Source organism: Hyphomonas sediminis, assembly GCF_019679475.1.
GTDB lineage: Bacteria > Pseudomonadota > Alphaproteobacteria > Caulobacterales > Hyphomonadaceae > Hyphomonas > Hyphomonas sediminis.
This window is the reverse complement of sequence record NZ_JAIEZP010000001.1, coordinates 638,086-658,542: the sequence shown is the minus strand read 5'-3', so window position 1 is coordinate 658,542 and position 20,457 is coordinate 638,086. Positions and strand designations below refer to the sequence as shown.

General features: G+C 63.2%; 22 protein-coding genes. 8 read left to right on the top strand and 14 right to left on the bottom strand.

Going from position 1 to position 20,457, the window contains the following annotated elements; all coding sequences use genetic code 11:
• Positions 1-37 precede the first annotated feature (37 nt).
• Genes K1X12_RS03255 through ftsY form a run of 3 tightly spaced genes read left to right on the top strand, consistent with a single transcriptional unit; the run spans position 38 to position 3,070 of the window.
• On the top strand, positions 38-499 hold the full coding sequence (locus tag K1X12_RS03255) for a DUF3617 domain-containing protein (protein WP_220986202.1): 462 nt from the start codon (positions 38-40) through the stop codon (positions 497-499).
• Positions 500-557: 58 nt separating this feature from the next.
• Positions 558-1,832, top strand: a complete 1,275-nt coding sequence (mtaB, locus tag K1X12_RS03250) for a tRNA (N(6)-L-threonylcarbamoyladenosine(37)-C(2))-methylthiotransferase MtaB (RefSeq protein WP_220986201.1) — start codon at positions 558-560, stop codon at positions 1,830-1,832.
• On the top strand, positions 1,829-3,070 hold the full coding sequence (gene ftsY, locus K1X12_RS03245; RefSeq protein WP_220986200.1) for a signal recognition particle-docking protein FtsY: 1,242 nt from the start codon (positions 1,829-1,831) through the stop codon (positions 3,068-3,070). The genes mtaB and ftsY overlap by 4 nt, the downstream gene beginning before the upstream one ends.
• A 6-nt stretch (positions 3,071-3,076) precedes the next feature.
• Here the strand turns inward: ftsY and K1X12_RS03240 are convergent, their stop codons facing one another.
• From K1X12_RS03240 to K1X12_RS03230, 3 genes are all read right to left on the bottom strand, one after another.
• Complete coding sequence (locus K1X12_RS03240) at positions 3,077-3,283, bottom strand: helix-turn-helix transcriptional regulator (RefSeq protein ID WP_220986199.1); 207 nt, start codon at positions 3,281-3,283, stop codon at positions 3,077-3,079.
• Positions 3,284-3,294: 11 nt separating this feature from the next.
• Positions 3,295-3,702: a hypothetical protein gene (locus K1X12_RS03235; protein ID WP_220986198.1), complete on the bottom strand. Its 408-nt coding sequence runs from the start codon at positions 3,700-3,702 to the stop codon at positions 3,295-3,297.
• Between the two features lie 154 nt (positions 3,703-3,856).
• On the bottom strand, positions 3,857-5,596 hold the full coding sequence (locus K1X12_RS03230) for an N-acyl-D-amino-acid deacylase family protein (protein ID WP_220986197.1): 1,740 nt from the start codon (positions 5,594-5,596) through the stop codon (positions 3,857-3,859).
• Positions 5,597-5,714: 118 nt separating this feature from the next.
• On the opposite strand from K1X12_RS03230, the gene K1X12_RS03225 reads away from it, so the two are divergent.
• Positions 5,715-6,575, top strand: coding sequence for a DMT family transporter (locus tag K1X12_RS03225; protein WP_220986196.1), 861 nt, complete (start codon positions 5,715-5,717; stop codon positions 6,573-6,575).
• A 70-nt stretch (positions 6,576-6,645) separates the two neighbouring features.
• Complete coding sequence (locus K1X12_RS03220) at positions 6,646-7,386, top strand: inner membrane-spanning protein YciB (protein WP_225907854.1); 741 nt, start codon at positions 6,646-6,648, stop codon at positions 7,384-7,386.
• Here K1X12_RS03220 and K1X12_RS03215 read toward each other — a convergent pair.
• Complete coding sequence (locus K1X12_RS03215) at positions 7,358-7,927, bottom strand: NUDIX hydrolase (RefSeq protein WP_225907853.1); 570 nt, start codon at positions 7,925-7,927, stop codon at positions 7,358-7,360. The genes K1X12_RS03220 and K1X12_RS03215 overlap by 29 nt on opposite strands.
• 152 nt (positions 7,928-8,079) lie before the next feature.
• Between K1X12_RS03215 and K1X12_RS03210 the strand changes: the two genes are divergently transcribed.
• Entirely contained in the window at positions 8,080-8,757 is a 678-nt protein-coding gene (locus tag K1X12_RS03210) for a MarR family winged helix-turn-helix transcriptional regulator (RefSeq protein WP_220986195.1), read from the top strand.
• Positions 8,758-8,783: 26 nt separating this feature from the next.
• On the opposite strand, the gene K1X12_RS03205 is transcribed toward K1X12_RS03210, so the two are convergent.
• The 5 genes from K1X12_RS03205 to ccmA are packed head-to-tail and all read right to left on the bottom strand — an operon-like array spanning position 8,784 to position 11,459.
• Positions 8,784-9,305: a redoxin family protein gene (locus K1X12_RS03205; protein WP_220986194.1), complete on the bottom strand. Its 522-nt coding sequence runs from the start codon at positions 9,303-9,305 to the stop codon at positions 8,784-8,786.
• Positions 9,302-9,460, bottom strand: coding sequence for a heme exporter protein CcmD (ccmD, locus tag K1X12_RS03200; RefSeq protein WP_220986193.1), 159 nt, complete (start codon positions 9,458-9,460; stop codon positions 9,302-9,304). The genes K1X12_RS03205 and ccmD overlap by 4 nt, the downstream gene beginning before the upstream one ends.
• A gap of 3 nt (positions 9,461-9,463) precedes the next feature.
• The gene (ccmC, locus tag K1X12_RS03195; protein WP_220986192.1) at positions 9,464-10,192 is read right to left on the bottom strand and encodes a heme ABC transporter permease CcmC; all 729 of its coding nucleotides are present in this window, start codon (positions 10,190-10,192) and stop codon (positions 9,464-9,466) included.
• Positions 10,193-10,215: 23 nt separating this feature from the next.
• On the bottom strand, positions 10,216-10,881 hold the full coding sequence (gene ccmB / locus K1X12_RS03190; RefSeq protein ID WP_220986191.1) for a heme exporter protein CcmB: 666 nt from the start codon (positions 10,879-10,881) through the stop codon (positions 10,216-10,218).
• Complete coding sequence (gene ccmA, locus K1X12_RS03185) at positions 10,878-11,459, bottom strand: heme ABC exporter ATP-binding protein CcmA (protein ID WP_220986190.1); 582 nt, start codon at positions 11,457-11,459, stop codon at positions 10,878-10,880. Before ccmA ends, ccmB begins: the two co-directional genes overlap by 4 nt.
• 172 nt (positions 11,460-11,631) lie before the next feature.
• On the opposite strand from ccmA, the gene acnA reads away from it, so the two are divergent.
• Both acnA and K1X12_RS03175 read left to right on the top strand, forming a co-directional pair.
• Entirely contained in the window at positions 11,632-14,397 is a 2,766-nt protein-coding gene (acnA, locus tag K1X12_RS03180) for an aconitate hydratase AcnA (RefSeq protein ID WP_220986189.1), read from the top strand.
• A 105-nt stretch (positions 14,398-14,502) separates the two neighbouring features.
• The gene (locus tag K1X12_RS03175) at positions 14,503-15,156 is read left to right on the top strand and encodes a DUF1223 domain-containing protein (protein WP_220986188.1); all 654 of its coding nucleotides are present in this window, start codon (positions 14,503-14,505) and stop codon (positions 15,154-15,156) included.
• Here K1X12_RS03175 and K1X12_RS03170 read toward each other — a convergent pair whose 3' ends face one another.
• The 5 genes from K1X12_RS03170 to K1X12_RS03150 all read right to left on the bottom strand — a co-directional run bounded on the left by K1X12_RS03170 (position 15,157) and on the right by K1X12_RS03150 (position 20,453).
• On the bottom strand, positions 15,157-16,218 hold the full coding sequence (locus tag K1X12_RS03170) for a DUF4340 domain-containing protein (RefSeq protein WP_220986187.1): 1,062 nt from the start codon (positions 16,216-16,218) through the stop codon (positions 15,157-15,159).
• A complete protein-coding gene (locus K1X12_RS03165; RefSeq protein ID WP_220986186.1) occupies positions 16,215-18,107 on the bottom strand; it encodes a GldG family protein in 1,893 nt (630 codons plus the stop codon). The genes K1X12_RS03170 and K1X12_RS03165 overlap by 4 nt, the downstream gene beginning before the upstream one ends.
• Before the next feature lie 3 nt (positions 18,108-18,110).
• Positions 18,111-18,869: an ABC transporter permease subunit gene (locus K1X12_RS03160; RefSeq protein WP_369426051.1), complete on the bottom strand. Its 759-nt coding sequence runs from the start codon at positions 18,867-18,869 to the stop codon at positions 18,111-18,113.
• Complete coding sequence (locus K1X12_RS03155; protein ID WP_220986185.1) at positions 18,866-19,597, bottom strand: ABC transporter ATP-binding protein; 732 nt, start codon at positions 19,595-19,597, stop codon at positions 18,866-18,868. Before K1X12_RS03155 ends, K1X12_RS03160 begins: the two co-directional genes overlap by 4 nt.
• 100 nt (positions 19,598-19,697) lie before the next feature.
• Positions 19,698-20,453: a creatininase family protein gene (locus K1X12_RS03150; protein WP_220986184.1), complete on the bottom strand. Its 756-nt coding sequence runs from the start codon at positions 20,451-20,453 to the stop codon at positions 19,698-19,700.
• Positions 20,454-20,457: the final 4 nt, after the last annotated feature.

Genomic DNA, 20,457 nt, shown 5'->3' with positions numbered 1-20,457 from the left:
GCCATTCTGTGCCGGCACACATTCGGAGACCCGCCCCATGCGCCTTCCTGTCCTTCTGGCTTCCGCTTTCCTCGCGCCGCTTCTCGCCGCGCAGGCCCAGTCGATCAGCGTCAACAAAGGCCAATGGCGCGTTGATCAGGACTCCTATTTCAGAGGCATCGCCGATGGCGAAGTCCTTGATATGCCGCCGGAGTTCAGCTCAATCGACGAATGCTGGACGCTCGATGAAGAGGTCCTGATTGATGAAAGCATGGTCGCCATGTTCGAAGGCTGTGTGTCTACAGGCAGCAAGGCGCTGCCCTATGGCGTCGCGATTGGCGTTTCCTGCGACTTTGACGGCCTGCTTGTCGGCGGAACGCTGGCCTTCTCTGTCAGCCACACGCGCGACAGCTTCTCCGCCCATCTCCAGCTGAACAATGAGGCCAACGACGGGCTCGATTTCCAGAGCGATCTCCTGATGATTGGCCACCGCACGGGCACCTGCCAGGCCCCGAGCTGAGGCAAAACAGGCCTGGCCGCTTGCATTTCGGCCCCATCGGCGCGATCTGACGGGGCTTATGGCAGAGACCGCCCCTTCTTCCGGCCCGACCGTCATTACGCTCGGATGCCGTCTCAACACCTACGAGTCCGAGGTGATGCGCCGCCATGCGCAGGAGGCGGGGCTTGAGGAGGCTGTCATCATCAACACTTGCGCTGTCACCTCCGAGGCGGTGCGCGGCGCCCGCCAGGCCATCCGCCGCGCGGCCCGCGAGAACCCCGGCGCGCCGATCCTGGTGACAGGCTGCGCCGCGCAAACCGATCCGCAGGCCTTTGCCGCGATGCCGGAAGTCACCCGCGTCATCGGCAATCATGACAAGATGAAAGCCGAAACCTGGAAACCGGCAGATCTGCTCGGCGGCGAAGAAAAGGTTCGCGTCAACGATATCATGAGCGTGCGGGAAACCGCTGCTCACCTGATCGACGGGATGGAAGGGCGCGCCCGCGCCTATGTGCAGGTCCAGAATGGCTGCGACCATCGCTGCACCTTCTGCATCATTCCCTATGGCCGCGGAAATTCCCGCTCCGTCCCGGCGGGGGAGGTAGTGGCGCAGGTGCGCGCCCTCGTCGCCAGCGGGCATTATGAAGTCGTGCTGACGGGCGTTGACCTCACCAGCTGGGGCGCAGACCTTCCGGGCACGCCGCAACTCGGCAATCTTGTCCAGCGTCTCCTGAAGCTCGTGCCAGATCTCCGCCAGCTGAGGATTTCCTCCATCGACGCAATCGAGATGGATGACGCCCTCCTCGAAGCGATGGCAGAGCCGCGCCTGGCGCCTTACCTGCACCTCTCGCTCCAGCATGGCGACAACCTGATCCTTAAGCGGATGAAACGCCGCCACAGCCGGGAGGACGCCATCGCGCTCGCCGAGCGCCTGCGTACGATCCGTCGGGATATCGCTCTGGGGGCGGACATCATCGCGGGCTTCCCGACTGAGACAGACGCGCATTTTGAAAACTCGCTCCGCCTCGTCGAGGAGTGCGGCCTCTCTTTCCTGCATGCCTTTCCCTACAGCCCGCGCCCCGGAACGCCCGCCGCGCGGATGCCCCAGCTTGCCAAACCGCTGATCAAGGCGCGCGCCGCGCGCTTGCGCGAAGCAGGGGAGACGGCGCTGATACGTCACTTTGAGCGCCATGTCGGCCAGCAACGCGAAGCCCTTGTGGAGCGTGGCACGATGGCGCGCCTGTCAGATTTCACCCAGGTCAAACTCAGTCAGCCGGACGCGGAGGGTGGACGCATGCTCTCCGTGCAGATAACCGACCATGACGGCAAACAGCTTCTCGGAACACCTTTATGATCCTCTGGTTCGGCAAGAAAAAGAAACTCGAAGAGGCCAAGGCCGCCGGCGAGGCAATGAAAGCGCCCGAGCTTTCAGCCGAAGAGCTTGCCGCCCAGGAAGCCGCCGCGCGCGAAAAGGAAGAGATTGAGCGCAAGGTTGCTGAAGCCAACCGCGCCTGGGAAGAGCGTCAGCGCCGCGAAGCGCAGGAAGCCGAAGATGAAGCCATCCGCGCGAAAGCCGCCGCAGAGCTGAAGCTTCTGGAAGAACGCCGCGAGCATGAGCGCCTGCGCGCTGAAGCGGCGGAAGCCGCCCGCCTCGCCGCCGAAGCAGAAGCCAATGATCCGGGTCTCTTTGGCCGTCTGGGGCAGGGGCTGGCGCGCTCCACGGCAAAGATTTCCGAAGGCATTGCTGCGCTGGGCCGCCGCAAGCTGGACGAGGATACGCTCGACGAGCTGCAGGATCTTCTGATCACGTCCGATATGGGCGCAAAGGTCGCCGCGCGTGTTACCAAGGGGATTGCGAAAGAGCGGTTCGACAAGGAAATTGGCCCCGACGAAATCCGGCTTGCCCTCGCTGAAGAAATCACGGACATCCTGAAGCCGCGCGAAAAAGTCGTCGACTTTTCAGATGGTCCGCGTCCGCGCATCGTGATGTTTGTCGGCGTGAATGGTTCAGGCAAGACCACGACCATCGGCAAGATTGCGTCCAAGCTGAAGGATCAGGGGGCCAAAGCGCTGCTGGTGGCTGCCGATACATTCCGCGCCGCCGCAGTCGAACAACTCAAGGTCTGGGGCGCGCGCGCCGACATTCCGGTTCTTTCCAAGGATACCGGCGCAGATGCGGCGGGTCTCGTCTATGAAGCGGTGGAGAAAGCCAAAGCCGAAGACCTCGATCTCGTCCTGATCGACACGGCAGGCCGCCTGCAGAACAAGGCGGAGCTTATGTCGGAGCTTGCCAAGGTCGTCCGTGTCGTGAGGAAGATTGATCCGGATGCGCCCCATGATGTCATCCTGGTGCTCGATGCGACCGTTGGCCAGAACGCGCTCTCCCAGGTCGAGGCGTTCCGGCATACGGCCGGCGTGACGGGTCTTGTGATGACCAAGCTTGATGGCACGGCGAAAGGCGGCGTCCTGGTCGCGATTGCCGAGGCGCACGACCTGCCGATCCACTTCATCGGTATCGGCGAAAAAGCAGAAGACCTCCGCCCGTTCAGTGCGGAGGCCTTTGCGAAGGCGCTGGTGGGGATCAAGGCTTAGGCCGGTCTATTCGGCTGCGCGCCGCCCGTCGTCAAAAATGTCCTCGATCTGACGCTCGAACAGCCGGGCGATCGCAAATGCCAGAGGCAGGGACGGGTCATACTTTCCGGTCTCAATGGCATTGACCGATTGCCGGGATACATCGAGCAGGTCTGCCAGTTGCTGTTGGCTCCAACCCTTTTCTGCCCTCAGGGTACGAATGGTGTTTTCCATGAGCGCCTCCGTCAGACCGTCTTGCCAAGTATCTGGCGAACGTGGGCAAAGCCGTAGAGAAAGAAGAAGGCGGGTCCGAACAGGAACAGCGGGATATCCGGGATCACGTTGAAGCGCTCCATGAAGCCCAGCACAAAAACCAGCGCCGTCAACATCACCCCGGCTTCGCTCAGCGCCTGAAGCTGGCGCAAACGTGTGTATTCGTCCGTTTCACGAACGAGCCGCATAATCGACCACAGGATCGCGGCCAGCGGCAGAGAAACGCCCAATGCAGCGCCGGTCCGCGCTGCAGCGGAGGCCGTCTTCATGTCGATGAATGTCATGGCAAAGATCAATGCTGCGCAATAAAGCGCCATCATCGGCACGAAGATCATCAGGTAACGTTTGTTGGCTGCTCGAAAGCCTTTTGGCCGGATCATTGGGATCTCTCCTTGTCAAGTTTCCTTGTCTATATGACAAGTGTCCTTGTCATGTCAAGCGAGCTTTACAACATTCCTTGATCCAACCTGCCAAAAGAAATCCCGGCGCGGCGGGGCCGGCCGGGATCGTCAATTGGTCTTCCCGATTGACGGACTATTCCGCCGCGATTGCCTGAACCGGTGCTGCCCGCGCGCCGCGGACGAGGCGGCCGGGCCGCTTGCCGGTCGGGTCTCCGTCTCGGTGGGTGATCTCACCCTTCAGGATCGTGGCAGTATAGCCCGAGGCGCGCTGCATCAGGCGGCGCCCGCCGGCCGGCAGGTCGCGCTGGATGGTTGGCAGGTGCAGCTTCAGGTTTGCCAGGTCGATCACGTTGAGGTCTGCGCGGTATCCCGGCGCAATCAGCCCGCGATCCCACAGACCAATCCATTCAGCTGTCTTGCGCGCCTGTCGCTGCACGATGCTCTCAACAGAGAGCTTCTTGCCCTTCATCCGGTCGCGTACCCAATGGGTCAGCATGGTTGTCGTGAACGATCCGTCGCAGATCATGCCCACATGCGCCCCACCATCGGAAAGGCCGGGCAGGGTGGCTGGGCTCTCCATCATCTCCAGGATTGGATCGAGTGAGCCTTGCGCATAGTTCAGGAAAGGCAGGTAGAGCACGCCCATCCCGTCACGCTCCAGCATCAGGTCCAGAGCGACGGCTTCCGGCGTCATCCCACGCGCTTCGGCAATCGCGGCCAGCGTACTCTCCGGTCCGGGTTCATAGTTCACTGGATCGCTCAGTTGGAAGATCTTGCCCAAATTGCGCAGCGTGGATTTGACGAACGGATTGTCCGCACTCGGCTCGTCGGCCAGAAGCTGCGCACGGAACGCCGGATCGCGAAGTCTTGCCACGCGTTCGGCCAGCGGCAGATGCGCAATCGATTGATAGGTTGGGTGGGCGGTGAACGGGTTCAGCGTCAGGTCCAGCCCCAGCAGCACGCCGACAGGGCGGGGCGCCACTTGCGCGCGGATCGGCACGCCGTCATTCGCGGCGGCTTCAATGGCGCCAAGCAGCTTGCGCCAGGCATTGGGCGCCACATCCGATTGGGCCAGCGATACCGAAAGTGGCCGGCCGGAAACTTCCACCAGATGCCGCAGCATCGCGGCTTCCTTCAGCGGGTCGTTGAAGTCTGACACAAACTGCAACACGCCCCGGCCTGCCTCTGAAAGGCCCATGGCGATGCCTTCCAGCTCTGCCTGAGAGGCGGTCAGCGTCGGCGTTGGCTGGCCATCGGAGGTGCGGTGGTTCAGCGTGCGCGAAGTGGAAAATCCCATCGCCCCGGCCATCATCGCTTCCTTGGCCAGCTTGGCCATGGCGGCAATATCTTCTGGGGTCGCATCTTCCCGGTTGGCGCCGCGGTCGCCCATCACGAACACGCGCAAGGCCGCATGGGGCAGCTGCGCGCAGACATCGGTGTCGAAGCGGCGCGTGGAAAGAAAGTCGAGATAGTCGGGGAAGCTTTCCCACGCCCAGGGCAGACCTTGGGAGAGAACAGGGAAGGGGATGTCCTCCACGCCCTCCATCAGGCGAATGAGGCGATCATGGTCTTCGCTTTTGCAGGGCGCAAAGCCCACGCCGCAATTGCCCATCACCACGGTCGTGATGCCGTGAATGGACGAGGGGCTCATCTCCTCGCCCCAGGTCACCTGGCCATCATAATGGGTATGCAGGTCAACAAAGCCCGGCGTCACGATCTGGCCTTTGGCGTCGATCTCTTCGATGCCTTTGCCGTTTACCTTGCCTACAGCGGTGATCACGCCGCCGGATACTGCAACGTCCCCCTCATACGCTTCAGCGCCGGTGCCATCGACGATGGTGCCGCCGCGAATGATCAGGTCATGGGTTGTCATCTGCGTAGTCCTCCGGGTCATCTCTTCTTTTTCTCGGGCGAGGATGCCGCAAGGGTGGGGCCTGTCAAACCCTGACGCCGCTTCCCCCTTGTCCGATTCCGGCCTAATCGGTGCGCCGATGTCCGCCCCGCTCCTCCCGGTTATTCTCTGCCTCCTGTCGGCGCTCACGGTTGCGATCACCAATGTGATGGTGAAACGCGGCGGCGATGTGCTCACCGCGCGCGCCATCGTGGCAATCACGATGGGCCTCAGTGTCCTGCCACTTGCGCCCTTCGTGCCGCTTCCCCCGCCGGAGACCTGGCCGCTGATTGCCATCTCCGTCGTCGTCCACTGGTTCTATCAATTCTCCGCGATCCGGGCGCTGCATCGCGGCGCGCTGTCCCTGGTCTTTCCCGTGATGCGCGGTCTTGGCCCGCTGGCCACAGCGGCGTTTGCGGCCATCTGGCTGCGCGAGGGTCTCGCGCCCCTTCAGATCGCCGGATTGGTTGCCGCCTCCGCCTCGATCCTCGTCTTTGCTTTTCCGACCGCCCAGACGCCGGACGCTCGCCGCCTCGATCGCACGGCGCTCTTCTGGGCCATGATGACGGCGCTCGGCGTTGGTCTTTATGCGGTGGCCGATACGCGCGCCGTCCGCGCCATGCCAGATCCGATGACATTCGTGGTCTGGCTGTTCCTGTTTGACTGGGTCGGCGTCACGATCGTCCTCTTCTGGCAGCGACAGGGCAGGGCGGTTGCCGCCCTCCGCAAGGAGCTGCGCGCCGGTGTCATCGGCGGCATTGCTGGGGCGTTGTCCTATGGCATGGCGATCTACGCCTACACGCTGACGGACGCGGCCATGGTCACGGCCTTGCGCGAAACATCCGTGGTCTTCGCCGCCGCGCTCGGCGCCTGGCTCTTGCGTGAAGGCTTCGGCAAACGCCGGATTATTGCGGCTTCAACGCTCGCCGCCGGCCTCGTCCTGATGCAGGCCGCGGGCTGACGGAACATTTCGTTCATGACATGACGTTACGCAGCTGAACCGGAAGACGCAAAAACGCGTAAGGAAGAGTATGACCGAGATGACCCCGCCGCCTTCGCCCGCCAATGGCATCGGCACTGCCGCCGGCAAGGCAAACCAGATCTGGGGCGATTTTGTCCCGGTGATCGGCTTCATCCTCACCTACAATATCTTCCGCCGTGTCGAGCTGTTTGATGGTCTGATCAATAAAGACACCGCTATCTATTGGGCCACGGGTGTGTTGATCGCGCTGATGCTCGGCTTCCTCGGAAAGCAGATCATCAGCCGCCAGCCGGTTTCCCAGATGATGCTGTTCTCCTCCGCCATCGTCGGCGGCTTCGGCCTGATCGGTATCCTGCTTCAGGAAAAGGCCTTCATCTATGTGAAGCCCACCATCCAGCAGATCTTCATGGCCGGCATGATCTTCATTCCGCTGCTGTTCGGGAAGAACCTCTGGAAGTCGCTCTTCTCAAAAGTGTTCGACCTTCCCGATTTTGCCTGGCGCACGCTGGCCATCCGCTGGGGCCTGTTCTTCCTCGCCATGGCGGTGTGGAACGAATATCTCTGGCGCACTTACGCGCCGGGCTTCGAGGCCCCGCTCGTACTCGCGGGCATTCCGGTGGCCCCTGCCGGAACCTATGAATTCCTTGGCCTGACCTTCGGCGCAAAGAACGCCGAAGATGTCTGGGCCAACTGGAAGCTCGGCAACATGGTCATCGTTTTCCTGTTTGGCGCGCTGAACACGCCCTACACCCTGAAGCATCTCAGGGAAGCTGAAGCGACTGCCGCGTGACCTTTTCCGTACCCGGCGGGTTGCCAAAGGGTACGAAAACCTCCTGATTCCGGGTTTGGGCATAATGTGTCAGCGCCCAGATTGCCGTCGGAAACGCCATTTGCGACCACGGAATCTCCCGCCAGGGCACCAGTTTCACTTCCAGGCTTTCCGGTCCTGGCGCGATGTCTGACAATAGATGCGCGCGGAACATGATCTGAACCTGCGAAATTCGGGGCACGGAATAGACCCCGAGCAGGGCGTCGATCCGGATTTCGGCCATCGCTTCCTCGCGTGCCTCGCGTATCGCGCCCTCTTCCACGCTCTCGCCCTCTTCCATGAAACCGGCTGGCAGGGTCCAGAAGCCCTTGCGTGGCTCTATTGCACGCCTACAGATGAGGATATGTTCGTCCTTGATTACTACCGCGCCGGTAACGATCTTAGGATTCACGTAATCAACAAAACTGCAGCGATTGCAGATTCTTCGCAACCGATCGTCCCCATCTGGCACATCAAGCCGAAAATCTGTGTTGTGGTAAGGAGTTGGCAATTGATCAGTCATCCAATCTTTATCCTGTCGCCTATATGGAGAATGTGTTTGATCCGCCTACGGGGTTGTTGTTAACGCCGCGGAACACGGATCGGCCCCTTTCCCAGTCTCGTCCCCCAGGACGCCCACCAACCTAAAGACCTCTAACTTACAGGAATCCCATCATGAGCTTCAACCTCAACGCTTCGCCCAGCCACCTGCTTCACCGCGCACAGCAGATCGCTGCAAACCATTCCGCCGCTGCCCTGAAATCGGCCGGCGTCACGCTCCGTCAGTTTTCGGTCCTCGCTGCCCTCTCCGGCAACGAAGGTGTCAGCCAGTCTGACCTTGTCAATGCCACCGGCATCGACCGTTCGACCCTCGCTGACATGGTTGCCCGTATGGAAACTGCTGGCCTCATCAAGCGCGCCGACTCCAAAACCGACGCCCGCGCCAAATCGGTCACGCTGACCGCAAAAGGCAAAAAAGCCTACGACAAAGCCCTCCCGGCTGTTTCGAAAGCCGACGCGGCGCTTTTCTCGACCCTCGCCAAAGCGAAACAAGACGCTCTGCTGCAGGGCCTGACCGGCCTCGTCGACGACGCTGAGAAGAAAGAAGCTGCTCCGGCCGCTCCTAAAGCCCCGAAAGCACCTAAAGCGCCGAAGGCTCCGAAAGCCCCGAAAGCGGCCAAGCCTGCCAAAGCTCCGAAGGCTGCCAAAGCGGCTGCCCCGAAAGCCAAAAAAGCGCCTGCCAAGAAAAAGGCCGCTGCCAAGGCTGAAGTGAAAGCCGCTCCGGTTGCCGTGAAGAAAGCTCCGGTTGCCAAGAAAGCTGCTGCCAAGAAAACGGCTGCGAAGAAGAAATAAGTCTTCTTTCCTTCGTCAGAAGGCTATCAGCGGGGCGCTTCTAGCGCCCCGCTTACTTTTTGGACCAGCTCTTCGTCCAGCGGGCCGCCAATATGCAGGATGATCTGGCCATCCGCGGAGATCACAAAGGTTTCCGGAACGCCCGTCAGCCCGAAATCGAGCCCGCCGCGCCCGTTGGGGTCCAATCCGATCTGGGTATAGGGATTGCCCATCCGCTCCAGGAATGCGGCGCCGTCTTCCAGCTTGTCTTTATAAAGAATGCCGTACACCTGTCCGGGATGCTTCCCGCCCAGCTCAACCAGGTATTTGTGCTCGGCTTCGCAGGGGGCGCACCAGCTGGCAAACAGGTTCACCACCACCGGCTGCCCGCCGGGGGGAGGGGCAAAGGAAATCTCGCCGCTGCCATCCATCAGGGGAAAAATGTGCTGTGGCGCGTCGCGGGAAATCCGCTCGAACTCGCCTTTCGAGGGGCGCATCATCTGCCAGCCGCCAAACCCGGCCACCACCACCAACGCCGCAACCGGCAGGGCGTAGAGCCACCGTTTCATGCGCTCGCCTCGTCATCATTGGCCGCCAGCCTGTCCAGCCGGCGTTTGGCTGCCTTTGCCGCCAGCCAGGCCTGAAGGCAGGCTGCGCCAATCATCAGCGCGCCGATCAGATAGCAGGCCCAGATATAGGCGGCGTTCTTGTCAAACTCCGGCATGGGTCAGGCCTCCAATGCCTTGGCCGTCAGGCGCGCAATGCGCCGCTCACGAATTTCGGTGCGCATATGCGTCATCACGAGGCCGCCAAACAGCAGGCTGTGGCCCAGGCCGGAAATCAGCAGCGGCGTCAGGTAGACTGCCGGCATCGCCGGGCCGTCCGCTGTGATGACGCTGGCAGGCTGGTGCAGCGAGGTGAAGAGGTCCACGGAGAATTTGATCAGCGGCACATTGATTGCGCCCACCATGGCGAGGATTGCCCCGGCGCGGGCTGCCTTCTGGCGGGAATCCATCGCTGCGCGCAGGGCCATATAGCCAAGGAACAGGAAGAACAGGAACAGCACGGACATCATCCGCGCATCGTCCCATTGCCACCAGGTGCCCCAGGTCGGCTTGCCCCAGATCGCGCCGGTCGCAAGGCACAGCGCCGTCCACACTGCGCCCAGCGGCGCGATGGATTTGGCCGCAATGTCTGCCAGTTCGTGGCGCCAGATGAACCAGACGAAGCTGGCAATTGCCAGGGCTGAATAGCTCGCCATGGCCAGCCAGGCGGCGGGAACGTGGACGAACATCACCCGCATGATGTCCCCGCCCTGATAGTCATCCTTCGGAATAATCCAGAGCGCCTGCCAGAGGCCCCAGCCGATGCAGAGCGCGCCCGCGATATAGAAGACAGGCGCCAGCCAGTTCGACAGGCCGAGGAATTTGTGCGGATTAGCGAAATAGGACCACATGACGTTCCCGGAATAACCTTCCCTCAGTCCGCCGCCAAGCGCAGGGCGGCGGCCATGGCATAGGGCGCAACAGCGCAGGCAAAAAGTGTCGAGGCTGCCAGCAGCATCGGCGCGCCGTCAGACCCGATCCCGCCGGTCATGGCAAGGGCGCCGAAGATCGCCGTCGGCACATAAAGCGGCAGGGCGATCAGCGCGATCAGCAGCCCGCCCCGGCGCACCGTTGCCGAAAGGGCCGCGCCCACCCCGCCCCAGAAGAAAAATGCAAGTCCGCCAAGGGTGTAGAGGCCAAGATCGGTCAGCAATTGCGGGCTGATCTGTGCCTGGAACATCAGCGCCAGCAGGGGAGAGGCCAGCGCCAGCGGCAGGCCGGCGGCCAGCCAGTGCGCCAGCGTCTTTGCCGCCGCGATGGCCGCCATGGGCGTGCCCGCTTGCAGCCAGAGGTCCAGCGTCCCGTCTTCCACATCGGCCTGGAAAATCCGCTCCAGCGTCACAAGGCTGGATAGGGCAAGCGCTACCCAGATGATGCCGGGGCCAACCGCCTGGAGGGTCTGGGTATCACTTCCGATACCCAGCGGCACGAGAACGGCTGCCCCGCCCAGGAAGCCGAGTGGCATCAGCGCGCCCGCGCCGCCCGCCCAGGCCTCGCCGAACGCTTGCCGGAACGCCGCCAGAACCGGGGCGCCGCTCAAAGCGTCACCTCCCGGCTCACAGGGAATCCGGAATGGTCGTGCATTGATGCAATAAGGCCGCCTTTTGCCTCAAGATGCCTCAAAATGACATTGTCGAGCAGCTTTCTGCCATCGGCGTCCAGCGCTGTATAAGGCTCATCGAGCAGCCACAGGGGCCGGTCCTCCAGCATCAGCCGGGCAAAGGCCGTGCGCCGTCTCTGCCCCGCTGAAAGGTATCGGCCCGGCACGTCCGCGGCGCGGGTCAGTGCCATTTTCTCAAGGATTTCAGGGATCTTCGCTGTCGATCCCCAGGCTTGCGCCCAAAGCGCCAGATGCTCGCGCGGGGTTTCCTGCGGTTTGATACCTTCCTTATGGCCTACCCAGTGATGGGGCAGAGGGCGGGAGATATCCCCCGCTTCGGCCCGTGTCAGTCCCGCCAGCATCCGCAGCAGCGTCGTCTTGCCCGCCCCGTTGGCGCCGCGCAGCACGATGGCTTCGCCGGGCGCAAGGGTGAGGCCTATCCCGCGGAACAGCACCCGTTCACCCCGCAGGATAGCGAGGCCGCTGGCATGGATCAGGGGCGCGGTCGAAGTCGTCACCCGCGCAGGCTTAGCCTGTTCGCCCCTGCCTGCAAACGGGGCCTTGCGCCGCGATTAACGTATTGACCCTTTGTCCCAATTGCGCCGGAAGGGCAGGGCCTATATGAGGGCCGCAGCGACGAAAGCGGGCCTCCAGACCGTGAGGCCCTTTACCAGGAGGCAAGGGTCGGACATGCCGTCAAAGGACAGCTTCAAATCGAAAAGCACGCTCACCGCAGCTGGCAAGACGTACACTTATTACTCGCTGGAAGCAGCGGCGAAGAATGCAGGCCTTGGCGATGTTTCGCGCCTGCCCGCCTCGCTCAAGGTTCTGCTGGAGAACATGCTGCGGTTTGAAGACGGCCTGACGGTCGTTGAAGACGACATCCGCGCCTTCGGCGAATGGGCCGACAAGGGCGGCAAGAACCCCCGCGAGATCGCCTATCGCCCGGCCCGCGTGCTGATGCAGGATTTCACCGGCGTTCCGGCCGTGGTTGACCTTGCCGCCATGCGCGACGGCATCATGGGCCTCGGCGGCTCTGCCAAGAAGATCAATCCGCTGGTTCCGGTCGACCTCGTGATCGACCACTCGGTGATGATCGATGAATTCGGCACCCCGCGCGCCTTCCAGGCCAACGTCGACCTGGAATATGAGCGCAACATGGAGCGTTACACGTTCCTGAAATGGGGCCAGAACGCGTTCAACAATTTCCGCGTCGTTCCGCCCGGCACCGGCATCTGCCACCAGGTGAACCTCGAATACCTCGCCCAGACTGTCTGGACTGATACGGACACCGACGGCTCCGTCCTCGCCTATCCCGACACGCTGGTCGGCACCGACAGCCACACCACGATGGTCAACGGTCTCGCCGTTCTCGGCTGGGGCGTCGGCGGTATCGAAGCGGAAGCGGCCATGCTCGGCCAGCCGGTTTCGATGCTCATCCCGGAAGTTGTCGGCTTCAAGATCACCGGCGCGCTGAAGGAAGGCGTCACCGCCACCGACCTCGTGCTGAAAGTGGTGCAGATGCTCCGCAAGCACGGCGTTGTGAACAAGTTCGTCGAATTCTTCGGCGAAGGCCTCAACAACATGCCGCTGGCTGACCGCGCGACGATTGCCAACATGGCCCCGGAATACGGCGCCACCTGCGGCTTCTTCCCGATCGATGACGAGACGATCCGCTACCTCCGCCAGACGGGCCGCGAGGAAGACCGCATCGCCCTCGTCGAAGCCTATGCCAAGCAGAACGGCTTCTGGCGCGGCGCTGACTATGCGCCGGTCTACACCTCGACGCTGCATCTCGACCTGGGCGATGTCGTCCCGGCCATCTCCGGCCCGAAACGCCCGCAGGATCACGTGGCCCTCGACGCTGCGGCCCAGACCTTCGGCGACTATATCGACGGCATCCGCAAGCCGGCTGTCGCTCCGTCGGCCCAGAAGTCGGACATGACGGAAGAGGGCGGCGCGCCCGCTCCCAAAACGATCCCCGGCGACCATGCCGGCCCGAGCGAGGCGGCCGTTGAAGGCCATGACTGGAAGCTGCGCGACGGCTCCGTCGTGATCGCCTCGATCACGTCCTGCACCAACACGTCGAACCCCTATGTGCTGATCGGCGCCGGCCTCGTCGCCCGCAAGGCACGCGCCCTTGGCCTCACCCGCAAGCCGTGGGTGAAAACCTCGCTGGCACCGGGATCGCAGGTCGTCTCCGAATATCTGAACGCCGCTGGCCTGCAGGAAGACCTGGACGCCCTCGGCTTCAACCTCGTCGGCTATGGCTGCACCACCTGTATCGGTAACTCCGGTCCGCTGGCGCCGGAAATCTCCAAGTCGATCAACGAGAACGACCTGGTCGCCGTCTCGGTGCTCTCGGGCAACCGCAACTTCGAAGGCCGTATCAGCCCCGACGTGCGCGCGAACTATCTCGCCTCGCCGCCGCTGGTCGTCGCCTACGCAATTGCCGGCGACATGAACATCGACCTGACGAAAGATGCGATCGGCACCGATAAAGACGGCAAGCCGGTCTACCTGAAGGACATCTGGCCGACGACGAAAGAAATCGCCGACATGGTGCATTCGGTCGTCACGCGTGAGATGTTCATCTCCAAATATGCCGACGTGTTCAAAGGCGACACGAAATGGCAGGGCGTCAAAACCACCGATGCTGAGACCTATGACTGGCCGGTCAGCTCGACCTACATTCAGAACCCGCCCTACTTCCGCGGCATGGGTCCGGAGAAGGGCGACATCAAGCCGATCTCCGGCGCGCGTGTCCTCGCCCTGCTTGGCGACATGATCACCACCGACCACATCTCGCCGGCCGGTTCCTTCAAGGCCAACAGCCCGGCAGGCAAATACCTGACCGAGCGCCAGGTTCCGGTGAAGGACTTCAACTCCTACGGCTCGCGCCGCGGCAACCATGAAATCATGATGCGCGGCACCTTCGCCAACATCCGTATCAAGAACGAGATGCTCGATGGCGTCGAGGGTGGCTACACCCTCGGCCCGGATGGCGAGCAGACCTCGATCTATGACGCGGCCATGGCCTGGATCGACCGCGGCGTGCCGCTCGTCGTCATCGGCGGCATCGAATACGGCGCCGGCTCCAGCCGTGACTGGGCCGCCAAAGGCACCAACCTGCTCGGCGTCAAAGCCGTCATCGCCGAAAGCTTCGAGCGGATCCACCGCTCCAACCTCGTCGGCATGGGCGTTATCCCGTTCGAATTCACGAACGGCGACAACCGCAAGTCGCTTGGCCTGAAAGGCACCGAAACCTTCGACATCGAAGGCCTCGGCAACGACATTCGCCCGCTCTCCACCGTTCCTGCGAAGATCACCTATGCAGACGGCACGGTGAAAACGATCCAGATCAAATGCCGGATCGATACCGAGATCGAGGTCGATTACGTCAAGCATGGCGGCGTTCTGCACTACGTGCTGCGCAACCTCGCAAAAGCCTCGTAAGCAAAAGAGCCCGCCGCCGGATTTGCCCGCGGCGGGCTTTTTACAGCGTCTCACGCTGCTGTGACTGTCGGCACTTCGAGCCAGAGCTTATAAGCTGTTCCTGTTATGCTGCGACTGTCCGCTCTTTTCCTGTTCCTGATGGCTGCATTTGTGGCGCCCTCGGCGCGCGCGGAAGGTCCTGTTCTTGTGGAGCTTTTTGCCTCCAAGAACTGTCGGTCCTGCCCGGCGGCCTATAAGGCGATGGATGAGCTGGAAGCCCAGCGGGACGATGTCCTCGTCCTCACCTGGCCGGTCGATTACTGGGATTATCTCGGCTCGAAAGAGAAGATGGCCCTGCCGGAATCGAAAGATCGCCAGCGCGGCTATGTCGAGCGTTTCGCCCTGCGCGGCCCGTATACGCCCCAGGCCGTCTTCAATGGCAGGGAGCAAGCCCCCGGCAACAAGTCCAGCAAGGTCGATGCCGCCCTTTCCAAGATGACGGCGCTGCCTGCCAGCGGCATCCGACTGGTGCGCAAGGCGGATGGCCGCGTGTCCCTGAAAGGGGAGGCCGAAGGCCTCGTAGACCTGTGGTGGGTCAGCTATCTCACCGATGAAGACAACGACACCAAGATGCCCAACCCCGTCACATCCGCGCGCCAGATCGGCCCATGGATCGGCGGCCGGGCCGATATCGATCTTCCCGCCTGCGCCTCGGCCTGCATGCTGATCGTTCAGGAGGCCGGTTTCGGTCCTGTCCTCGCCGTTCTGGACGTGCGCTGATCACTCTTCGGCAGGTGTTTCTGTTTCTGTGGTCGGTGTCTCGCTCTCCGGCGCGCGGGCAATGGCGCTGATCATCGGCGTGAAATCCATCCAGTCGACCGCGGACACCTGAAACGCCCATCCATCGGCGCGTTCGTTGATCGCTGCGCCGCGATGGGCGCCTTCGCCCGCTTCGATCGCGCGCAGGGTGATGTAGTAGCCATCAGCTTCCGAATAGGCGCGCGCTTCCACCTCCAGCCCGTCATGCGTCTCTGTGATGTGCCGGCTTACAGGCTGGGTCCGCAGCGTGCTCGCTGGCTTCACGCCAACTGGCTGCAGGCGTGTCAGGGCGAGGGCCGGGCCGGTCACCGCCAGCCGGTTCACCAGCACATAATTCTCGAAGGGCGGCGCGGGGAGGAAATCCCGGTCGCTGCTGCCCACGGCGCGCTGCAGATAGAGCGAAGCGCCATTGCGGTCGGTGATGCGCACGGCAGACACCGCGTCGGCATTGATGTCGATAATGTCGAGATCGAGCCAGGCCTGCGCAGAATAGAGCGGGGGCAGGTCGCCGGTCACGCGGAAGGCCTGCGCCTCGCCCGGATGGCGCGCATAGATATAATTGTCCTTACGCCCCGTAATCAGCGCGGAGCGGACCTCGCCATCCTGCCCGATTACTTCCACCAGCGCGCCATTGCCGCCTTCGCGCGGGTCGCCGAGGCCAATGGCATTCATCTTGCCCTCGTCGCGCGTGCGCGGCTGGTCCCAGACGAGGCTTTCAAGGCCCGCGGCCAGTTCGTCCAGCCGGTCAACGCGGATGGGATACCCGTCCGTGCCCGCAAGGCGCCATCCTGCCGGTGTTGCAAACAGGGTGTAGTTTTCATCGGCCAGCGAGATGCGGATTTCCTTTGCCTCGGCCCGCACGCTCTCGAAGCCGGGCAGCACGGGCTTGCCGGTCAGGTCGCTCTGCTCGGGCCCGAAGCGGCCACTGCATTGGCTGAGGATTGCCGCCAGTGTCAGCGCCCCGGCAACGGCGGCCATGATCCGCACACGGTTGGCGCGCTGGCGCCCGCGCAGGTCGCTCATGCCCGCTTCCTCCGCAGCTTCACCTGCCGCCGCCAGACCAGAAGCCCTGCCAGCGTCACCAGCAACGGCCCGCCCCAGATGTTGATGGCTTTGAGGGTTGCCTCCAGCCGGTCAATGTCGCGCCGGTAATCGCGTTCAATGTCGCGCAGGTTCGCCCGCAGGGAAAGAATGTCCTCGCGCAGGCGCGAAAGCTCGGCCCGCTCTGCCGCTGTGAGTTCGGCTTCCGGATCGCCAGCGAAAAAGCCGTCGCCGGTGACGGCAGACTGCAACTCGTTCAGCCGCGCCTGCGCCGCAGAAAGCCGCGATTCCAGTTCAGACTGCTGACGGAAATACTGGTCTTCTGCCGCCTCGCGCATCTCATCAATCCGCACCATTGGCCGCAGGCTGGCCGCGCGAGACCGTAGCCGCGAAAGCTCCCCGCTCCCGGCCAGCGCGTCGAGCGCGTTCAGCAGGAAGGCGCCATTGTCGGCCACCACAACGCCGCTGCCGGGCACCACATAGAAATCGTCTGAGAGGAAATCAGCATCCGCCACCAGAACGATCTCCGCAGGCGTTTCGCTCGCCGCAATATGCGGCAACAGGTCTTGCGCTTCGGCGCGTGCGGCTTCGGCCTCCGCCTCGTCGGCAGGTTCATCAATGGGCGGCGCGCCGTTTGGAAACGCGCTGCGCAGCTCGCCTGAAAGCCGCGCGGCAATCACCAGCGGCTCGGGCTCGGTCATATAGCTTTGCAGCACTTCATTCGGGCTCATGTCGCGCGCGGCGCGGGCCGGGTCGATATAGGATGGGCTCGGCCCCGTCATGATCAGCGGCGCAAAGGTCTCGCCTTCGGGCAGGGCCTTGGCAATCAGGGCGCCGGGCGCGCCGAAATTGATCACGCGCATCAGGTCCGCCGTGATCGGATCATCCCGGCTCATCGTCTCGGCCGGCACGCCCACAAACAGCGGATGCGCCATTTCCTCGATCCGCCCCAGCGCGCTCTCCACCGGCACGGTCAGCGCGTTGGCTGCGTCGGCCACCGCCTGCGGCGCCAGCTCCACGCCCCAGGCCGTGCCCAGCCGCCCGAGGCTCGAGCGGGCAAGGGACTCGGAATTGGCAAAGAAGCTTCCTGTCAGCGCCGTCTTCGCTGCCGGGTCCACCACAAAGATCGCCCGCCCATGGCGCAGGATGAACTGGTCGATCAGCCATTCCTGCCGCGCCGTCAGGGAAGGGGGCTGGGCCAGCAGCAAAACGTCCACATCCGGCAGTGTGCGGAAATCATCGGGGATCTGCTCCACGGTGAAACTGCGCCCGATATCCTGCAGCACCGTATAGCCGCTGTCCCCGCCCAGCGCGCGCATCCCGTCCAGCGAAGAAAGAATACCCACGCTCGGGGGCTCCGGATTGTCCAGTCGCGCCACCATTCGTGTCAGGTCATATTCCAGCGTCGTCTCGCGTTCGGGCGCCAGGAAGGGGATCAGCCTCACATCATCAATCGTGTTGCGCCCGATGATGCCGAAATAGAGCGGATCGCCGCTCGCAGGGATCGCGCTGACGCCGGCGGCCAGCGCCTCGTCTTCCGCTTCAGAGAAAGGCTTCGGGTCAATTTCCCGCACGCGGATGTTCCCGCCGGACGCGGCGCGATAGGCCGCCAGCAGCTCGCGCACGCGCGCGGCATGCGCCTGGATCGCCGGATAGTCCTGCCCCACACGGCGGGAGTAGACGAAGGTCAGCTCTACCGGCTCAGCCAGGTCGCGCAGCGTTTCCTTGGTCGCGTCAGAAAGTGTGTAGAGTTTGCCTTCGGTGAAATCGAGCCGCGCGCCTGCCAGCAGGCTTTGCCCGGCAATGTTGCCCGCCAGCATGATCACTGCCGCCAGCAGCGTCGTCAGCAGAAGATAGCGCCGTGCCCGCATCGCCTAGCCAAGCCTCCGGCGCGACGCCCACAGGCAATTGAGAAAGGCGAAGGTCGCGGTGAAGCCAAGGAAATACGCCACCACGCGCAGCTCCAGCACGCCGCGCTGCGCGCTTTCAAACTGGGTGAGGAAAGAAAAGCGCGCGATCAGGTCGGCAAAGCCTGTGCCAAACAGCGTCTGCACGGTGGAAAGCACCAGCGGCCAGCCCGCCGCCGTAAACACGAACGCGATGACGACAGAGATCACAAACGCCGTCACCTGGCTGCCCGTCAGCGCAGAGATCGCCGCGCCGATAGACAGATACGCCCCCGCCATCAGCAGGCTGACAAAATAGGTCAGCGCAATCGCGGCATTGTCCGGGTGGCCAAGATAGTTGATCGAAATCCAGGTCGGTGCCGTCAGCAGCAGGCCAACAGCCGCCACCGTCCATGCCGCGCAGAGTTTCCCCAGCACCAGCCCCGGCAGGCCGAGGGGCAGGGAGAGGAGGAGTTCATCGGTCCCCGCCGCGCGCTCGTCCGCCCAGAGGCGCATGGCAAGGGCGGGCAGGAAGATCATGTAGAGCCAGGGATGCCAGGCAAAGAATGGCTGCAGGTCTGCCACTCCGGTATCAAACAGGCGCGCCGCTTCCCAGGTAAACAGGCCCAGCGCCAGCAGGAACACGGCGAGGAACACATACGCCATTGGCGTGGCAAAATACGCGCCCAGCTCGCGCCGGTAGGTCGCGGTAAACCCGCTCATCTGCTGGCGGATGAAGCTAATCACAGCGTTTCCTCCTCCACCTGATCGGTCAGGCGGGCGAAGGCGCTTTCCAGCGTCCCGTCATCGGAGCGTTTGGCAAGGCCGGCGGGCGTGTCGTCCGCAATGATCTGCCCCCGGCTCACCAGCACAGCGCGGCTGCACATTGCGGGCACTTCGGTCAGCGTATGGGTGGAGATGATGATCGCTTTGGTCGGCGCCATCCGCGCGATCAGCGAGCGCACGGCCCGCTTCTGGTTGGGGTCGAGGCCATCGGTCGGCTCGTCCAGCACCAGCACGGGCGGATCATGCAGGATCGCGCCTGCCAGCCCCACGCGGCGGCGATAGCCTTTCGACAGCGCGCCGATCCGCTGGCCCAGCACGCCGGAAATGCGCGCATCCGCAATCGTGCGGTCGATGGCGTCCTTGCGCTGGCCTTTGGGGATCTGCCGGGCGCTGGCGAGGAAGGCCAGGAACTCTGGCGGCGTCATGTCATTATAGAGCGGCGCGCCTTCAGGCAGGTAGCCGAGCGCGGCCTGCGCGGCGCGGCGCTCCGAAACGATGGATTTCCCGTCGATCAGCACGTCGCCCGTGTCGGGCTCCAGCACGCCGGCGATCATCCGCATCGTGGTGGATTTGCCCGCGCCATTGGGGCCCAGAAAGCCCAGCACGGTGCCTTTCTCCACGGCGAAGGAGATGCCGCACACGGCCTGCTTCGGCCCATAGGCCTTTTCGAGCGATCTGACGTCCAGCATGAATGTCCCGCGCTGTTCCCGTCTCCCGGTGATAGCGGGCGTCGCGCCGGGGTTAAAGGCGCAGCTGTCAGATATTACGGGCGTTTCATGTGCGCCGGGCTCACGCCGAAAACCGCGCGACCTCTTCGATCACGCATTTCGCCGCCACAGCCACGATCTTCCCGCCGTCTTCCACGCTCGACTGGCTCGGGTCAGATCCGATCCGGCCATCGGGGAAGTCGCGGCGATATTGGATGGCGTCGCCGATCGTTCCGCTGGGCGCAATCTTCGGGCTCATCGCGGTCTTGCTGCGCTCCCGCTCCGGATAGCCCCAATAGGTGACCGAGACTTCAGACGGCGTCGCGTGGCTGCCATGGCCGGTGGGGTAGAGCGTATTGCAGACGTTCATCACCTCCTTGAAGTCCCACCAGTCGCGGCGCTTCAGGGTCAGGCCGGGGCGATTATTCTCCCCGCGCGGGTCAAAGCTGCGGCGCGCATGGATTTCGGAAAACGCCGCCTCGATGGTGGCGATGTTCCCGCCATGCCCGTTCAGCCAGTAGATCCGCTCAAAGCCATGCCGCATCAGGCTCTCGGTCCAGTCCACCATCACGGCAATCATGGTCGAGGGGCGCATGGTGATCGTGCCGGTAAAGCCAAGGTGATGCTGCGCGCAGCCCACATTGAAAGTCGGCCCCACCAGAATATCGTCCGGGGCGAGGCTTTCAGCATGATTGGCGATGATTTCCGGGCACAGAGCATCGGTCCCGATGAAACCGTTCGGCCCATGCTGCTCGAAAGAGCCGATGGGAATGACGATGGTTTTCGATTTCTGCAGCCAGGCTTCAATGTCAGGCCAGGTGGAAACGGGCAGGCGCATGGGA

Coding starts and splice junctions, on each gene's coding strand:
- K1X12_RS03155 (WP_220986185.1), bottom strand. CDS start 19,597: ATGCTGGACGTCAGATCGCTCGAAAAGGCCTATGGGCCGAAGCAGGCC.
- ftsY (WP_220986200.1), top strand. CDS start 1,829: ATGATCCTCTGGTTCGGCAAGAAAAAGAAACTCGAAGAGGCCAAGGCC.
- acnA (WP_220986189.1), top strand. CDS start 11,632: ATGCCGTCAAAGGACAGCTTCAAATCGAAAAGCACGCTCACCGCAGCT.
- K1X12_RS03240 (WP_220986199.1), bottom strand. CDS start 3,283: ATGGAAAACACCATTCGTACCCTGAGGGCAGAAAAGGGTTGGAGCCAA.
- K1X12_RS03210 (WP_220986195.1), top strand. CDS start 8,080: ATGAGCTTCAACCTCAACGCTTCGCCCAGCCACCTGCTTCACCGCGCA.
- K1X12_RS03175 (WP_220986188.1), top strand. CDS start 14,503: ATGCTGCGACTGTCCGCTCTTTTCCTGTTCCTGATGGCTGCATTTGTG.
- K1X12_RS03225 (WP_220986196.1), top strand. CDS start 5,715: ATGTCCGCCCCGCTCCTCCCGGTTATTCTCTGCCTCCTGTCGGCGCTC.
- K1X12_RS03165 (WP_220986186.1), bottom strand. CDS start 18,107: ATGCGGGCACGGCGCTATCTTCTGCTGACGACGCTGCTGGCGGCAGTG.
- K1X12_RS03205 (WP_220986194.1), bottom strand. CDS start 9,305: ATGAAACGGTGGCTCTACGCCCTGCCGGTTGCGGCGTTGGTGGTGGTG.
- K1X12_RS03215 (WP_225907853.1), bottom strand. CDS start 7,927: ATGACTGATCAATTGCCAACTCCTTACCACAACACAGATTTTCGGCTT.
- K1X12_RS03170 (WP_220986187.1), bottom strand. CDS start 16,218: ATGAGCGACCTGCGCGGGCGCCAGCGCGCCAACCGTGTGCGGATCATG.
- K1X12_RS03235 (WP_220986198.1), bottom strand. CDS start 3,702: ATGATCCGGCCAAAAGGCTTTCGAGCAGCCAACAAACGTTACCTGATG.
- ccmD (WP_220986193.1), bottom strand. CDS start 9,460: ATGCCGGAGTTTGACAAGAACGCCGCCTATATCTGGGCCTGCTATCTG.
- K1X12_RS03150 (WP_220986184.1), bottom strand. CDS start 20,453: ATGCGCCTGCCCGTTTCCACCTGGCCTGACATTGAAGCCTGGCTGCAG.
- mtaB (WP_220986201.1), top strand. CDS start 558: ATGGCAGAGACCGCCCCTTCTTCCGGCCCGACCGTCATTACGCTCGGA.
- K1X12_RS03230 (WP_220986197.1), bottom strand. CDS start 5,596: ATGACAACCCATGACCTGATCATTCGCGGCGGCACCATCGTCGATGGC.
- K1X12_RS03220 (WP_225907854.1), top strand. CDS start 6,646: ATGACCGAGATGACCCCGCCGCCTTCGCCCGCCAATGGCATCGGCACT.
- K1X12_RS03255 (WP_220986202.1), top strand. CDS start 38: ATGCGCCTTCCTGTCCTTCTGGCTTCCGCTTTCCTCGCGCCGCTTCTC.
- ccmC (WP_220986192.1), bottom strand. CDS start 10,192: ATGTGGTCCTATTTCGCTAATCCGCACAAATTCCTCGGCCTGTCGAAC.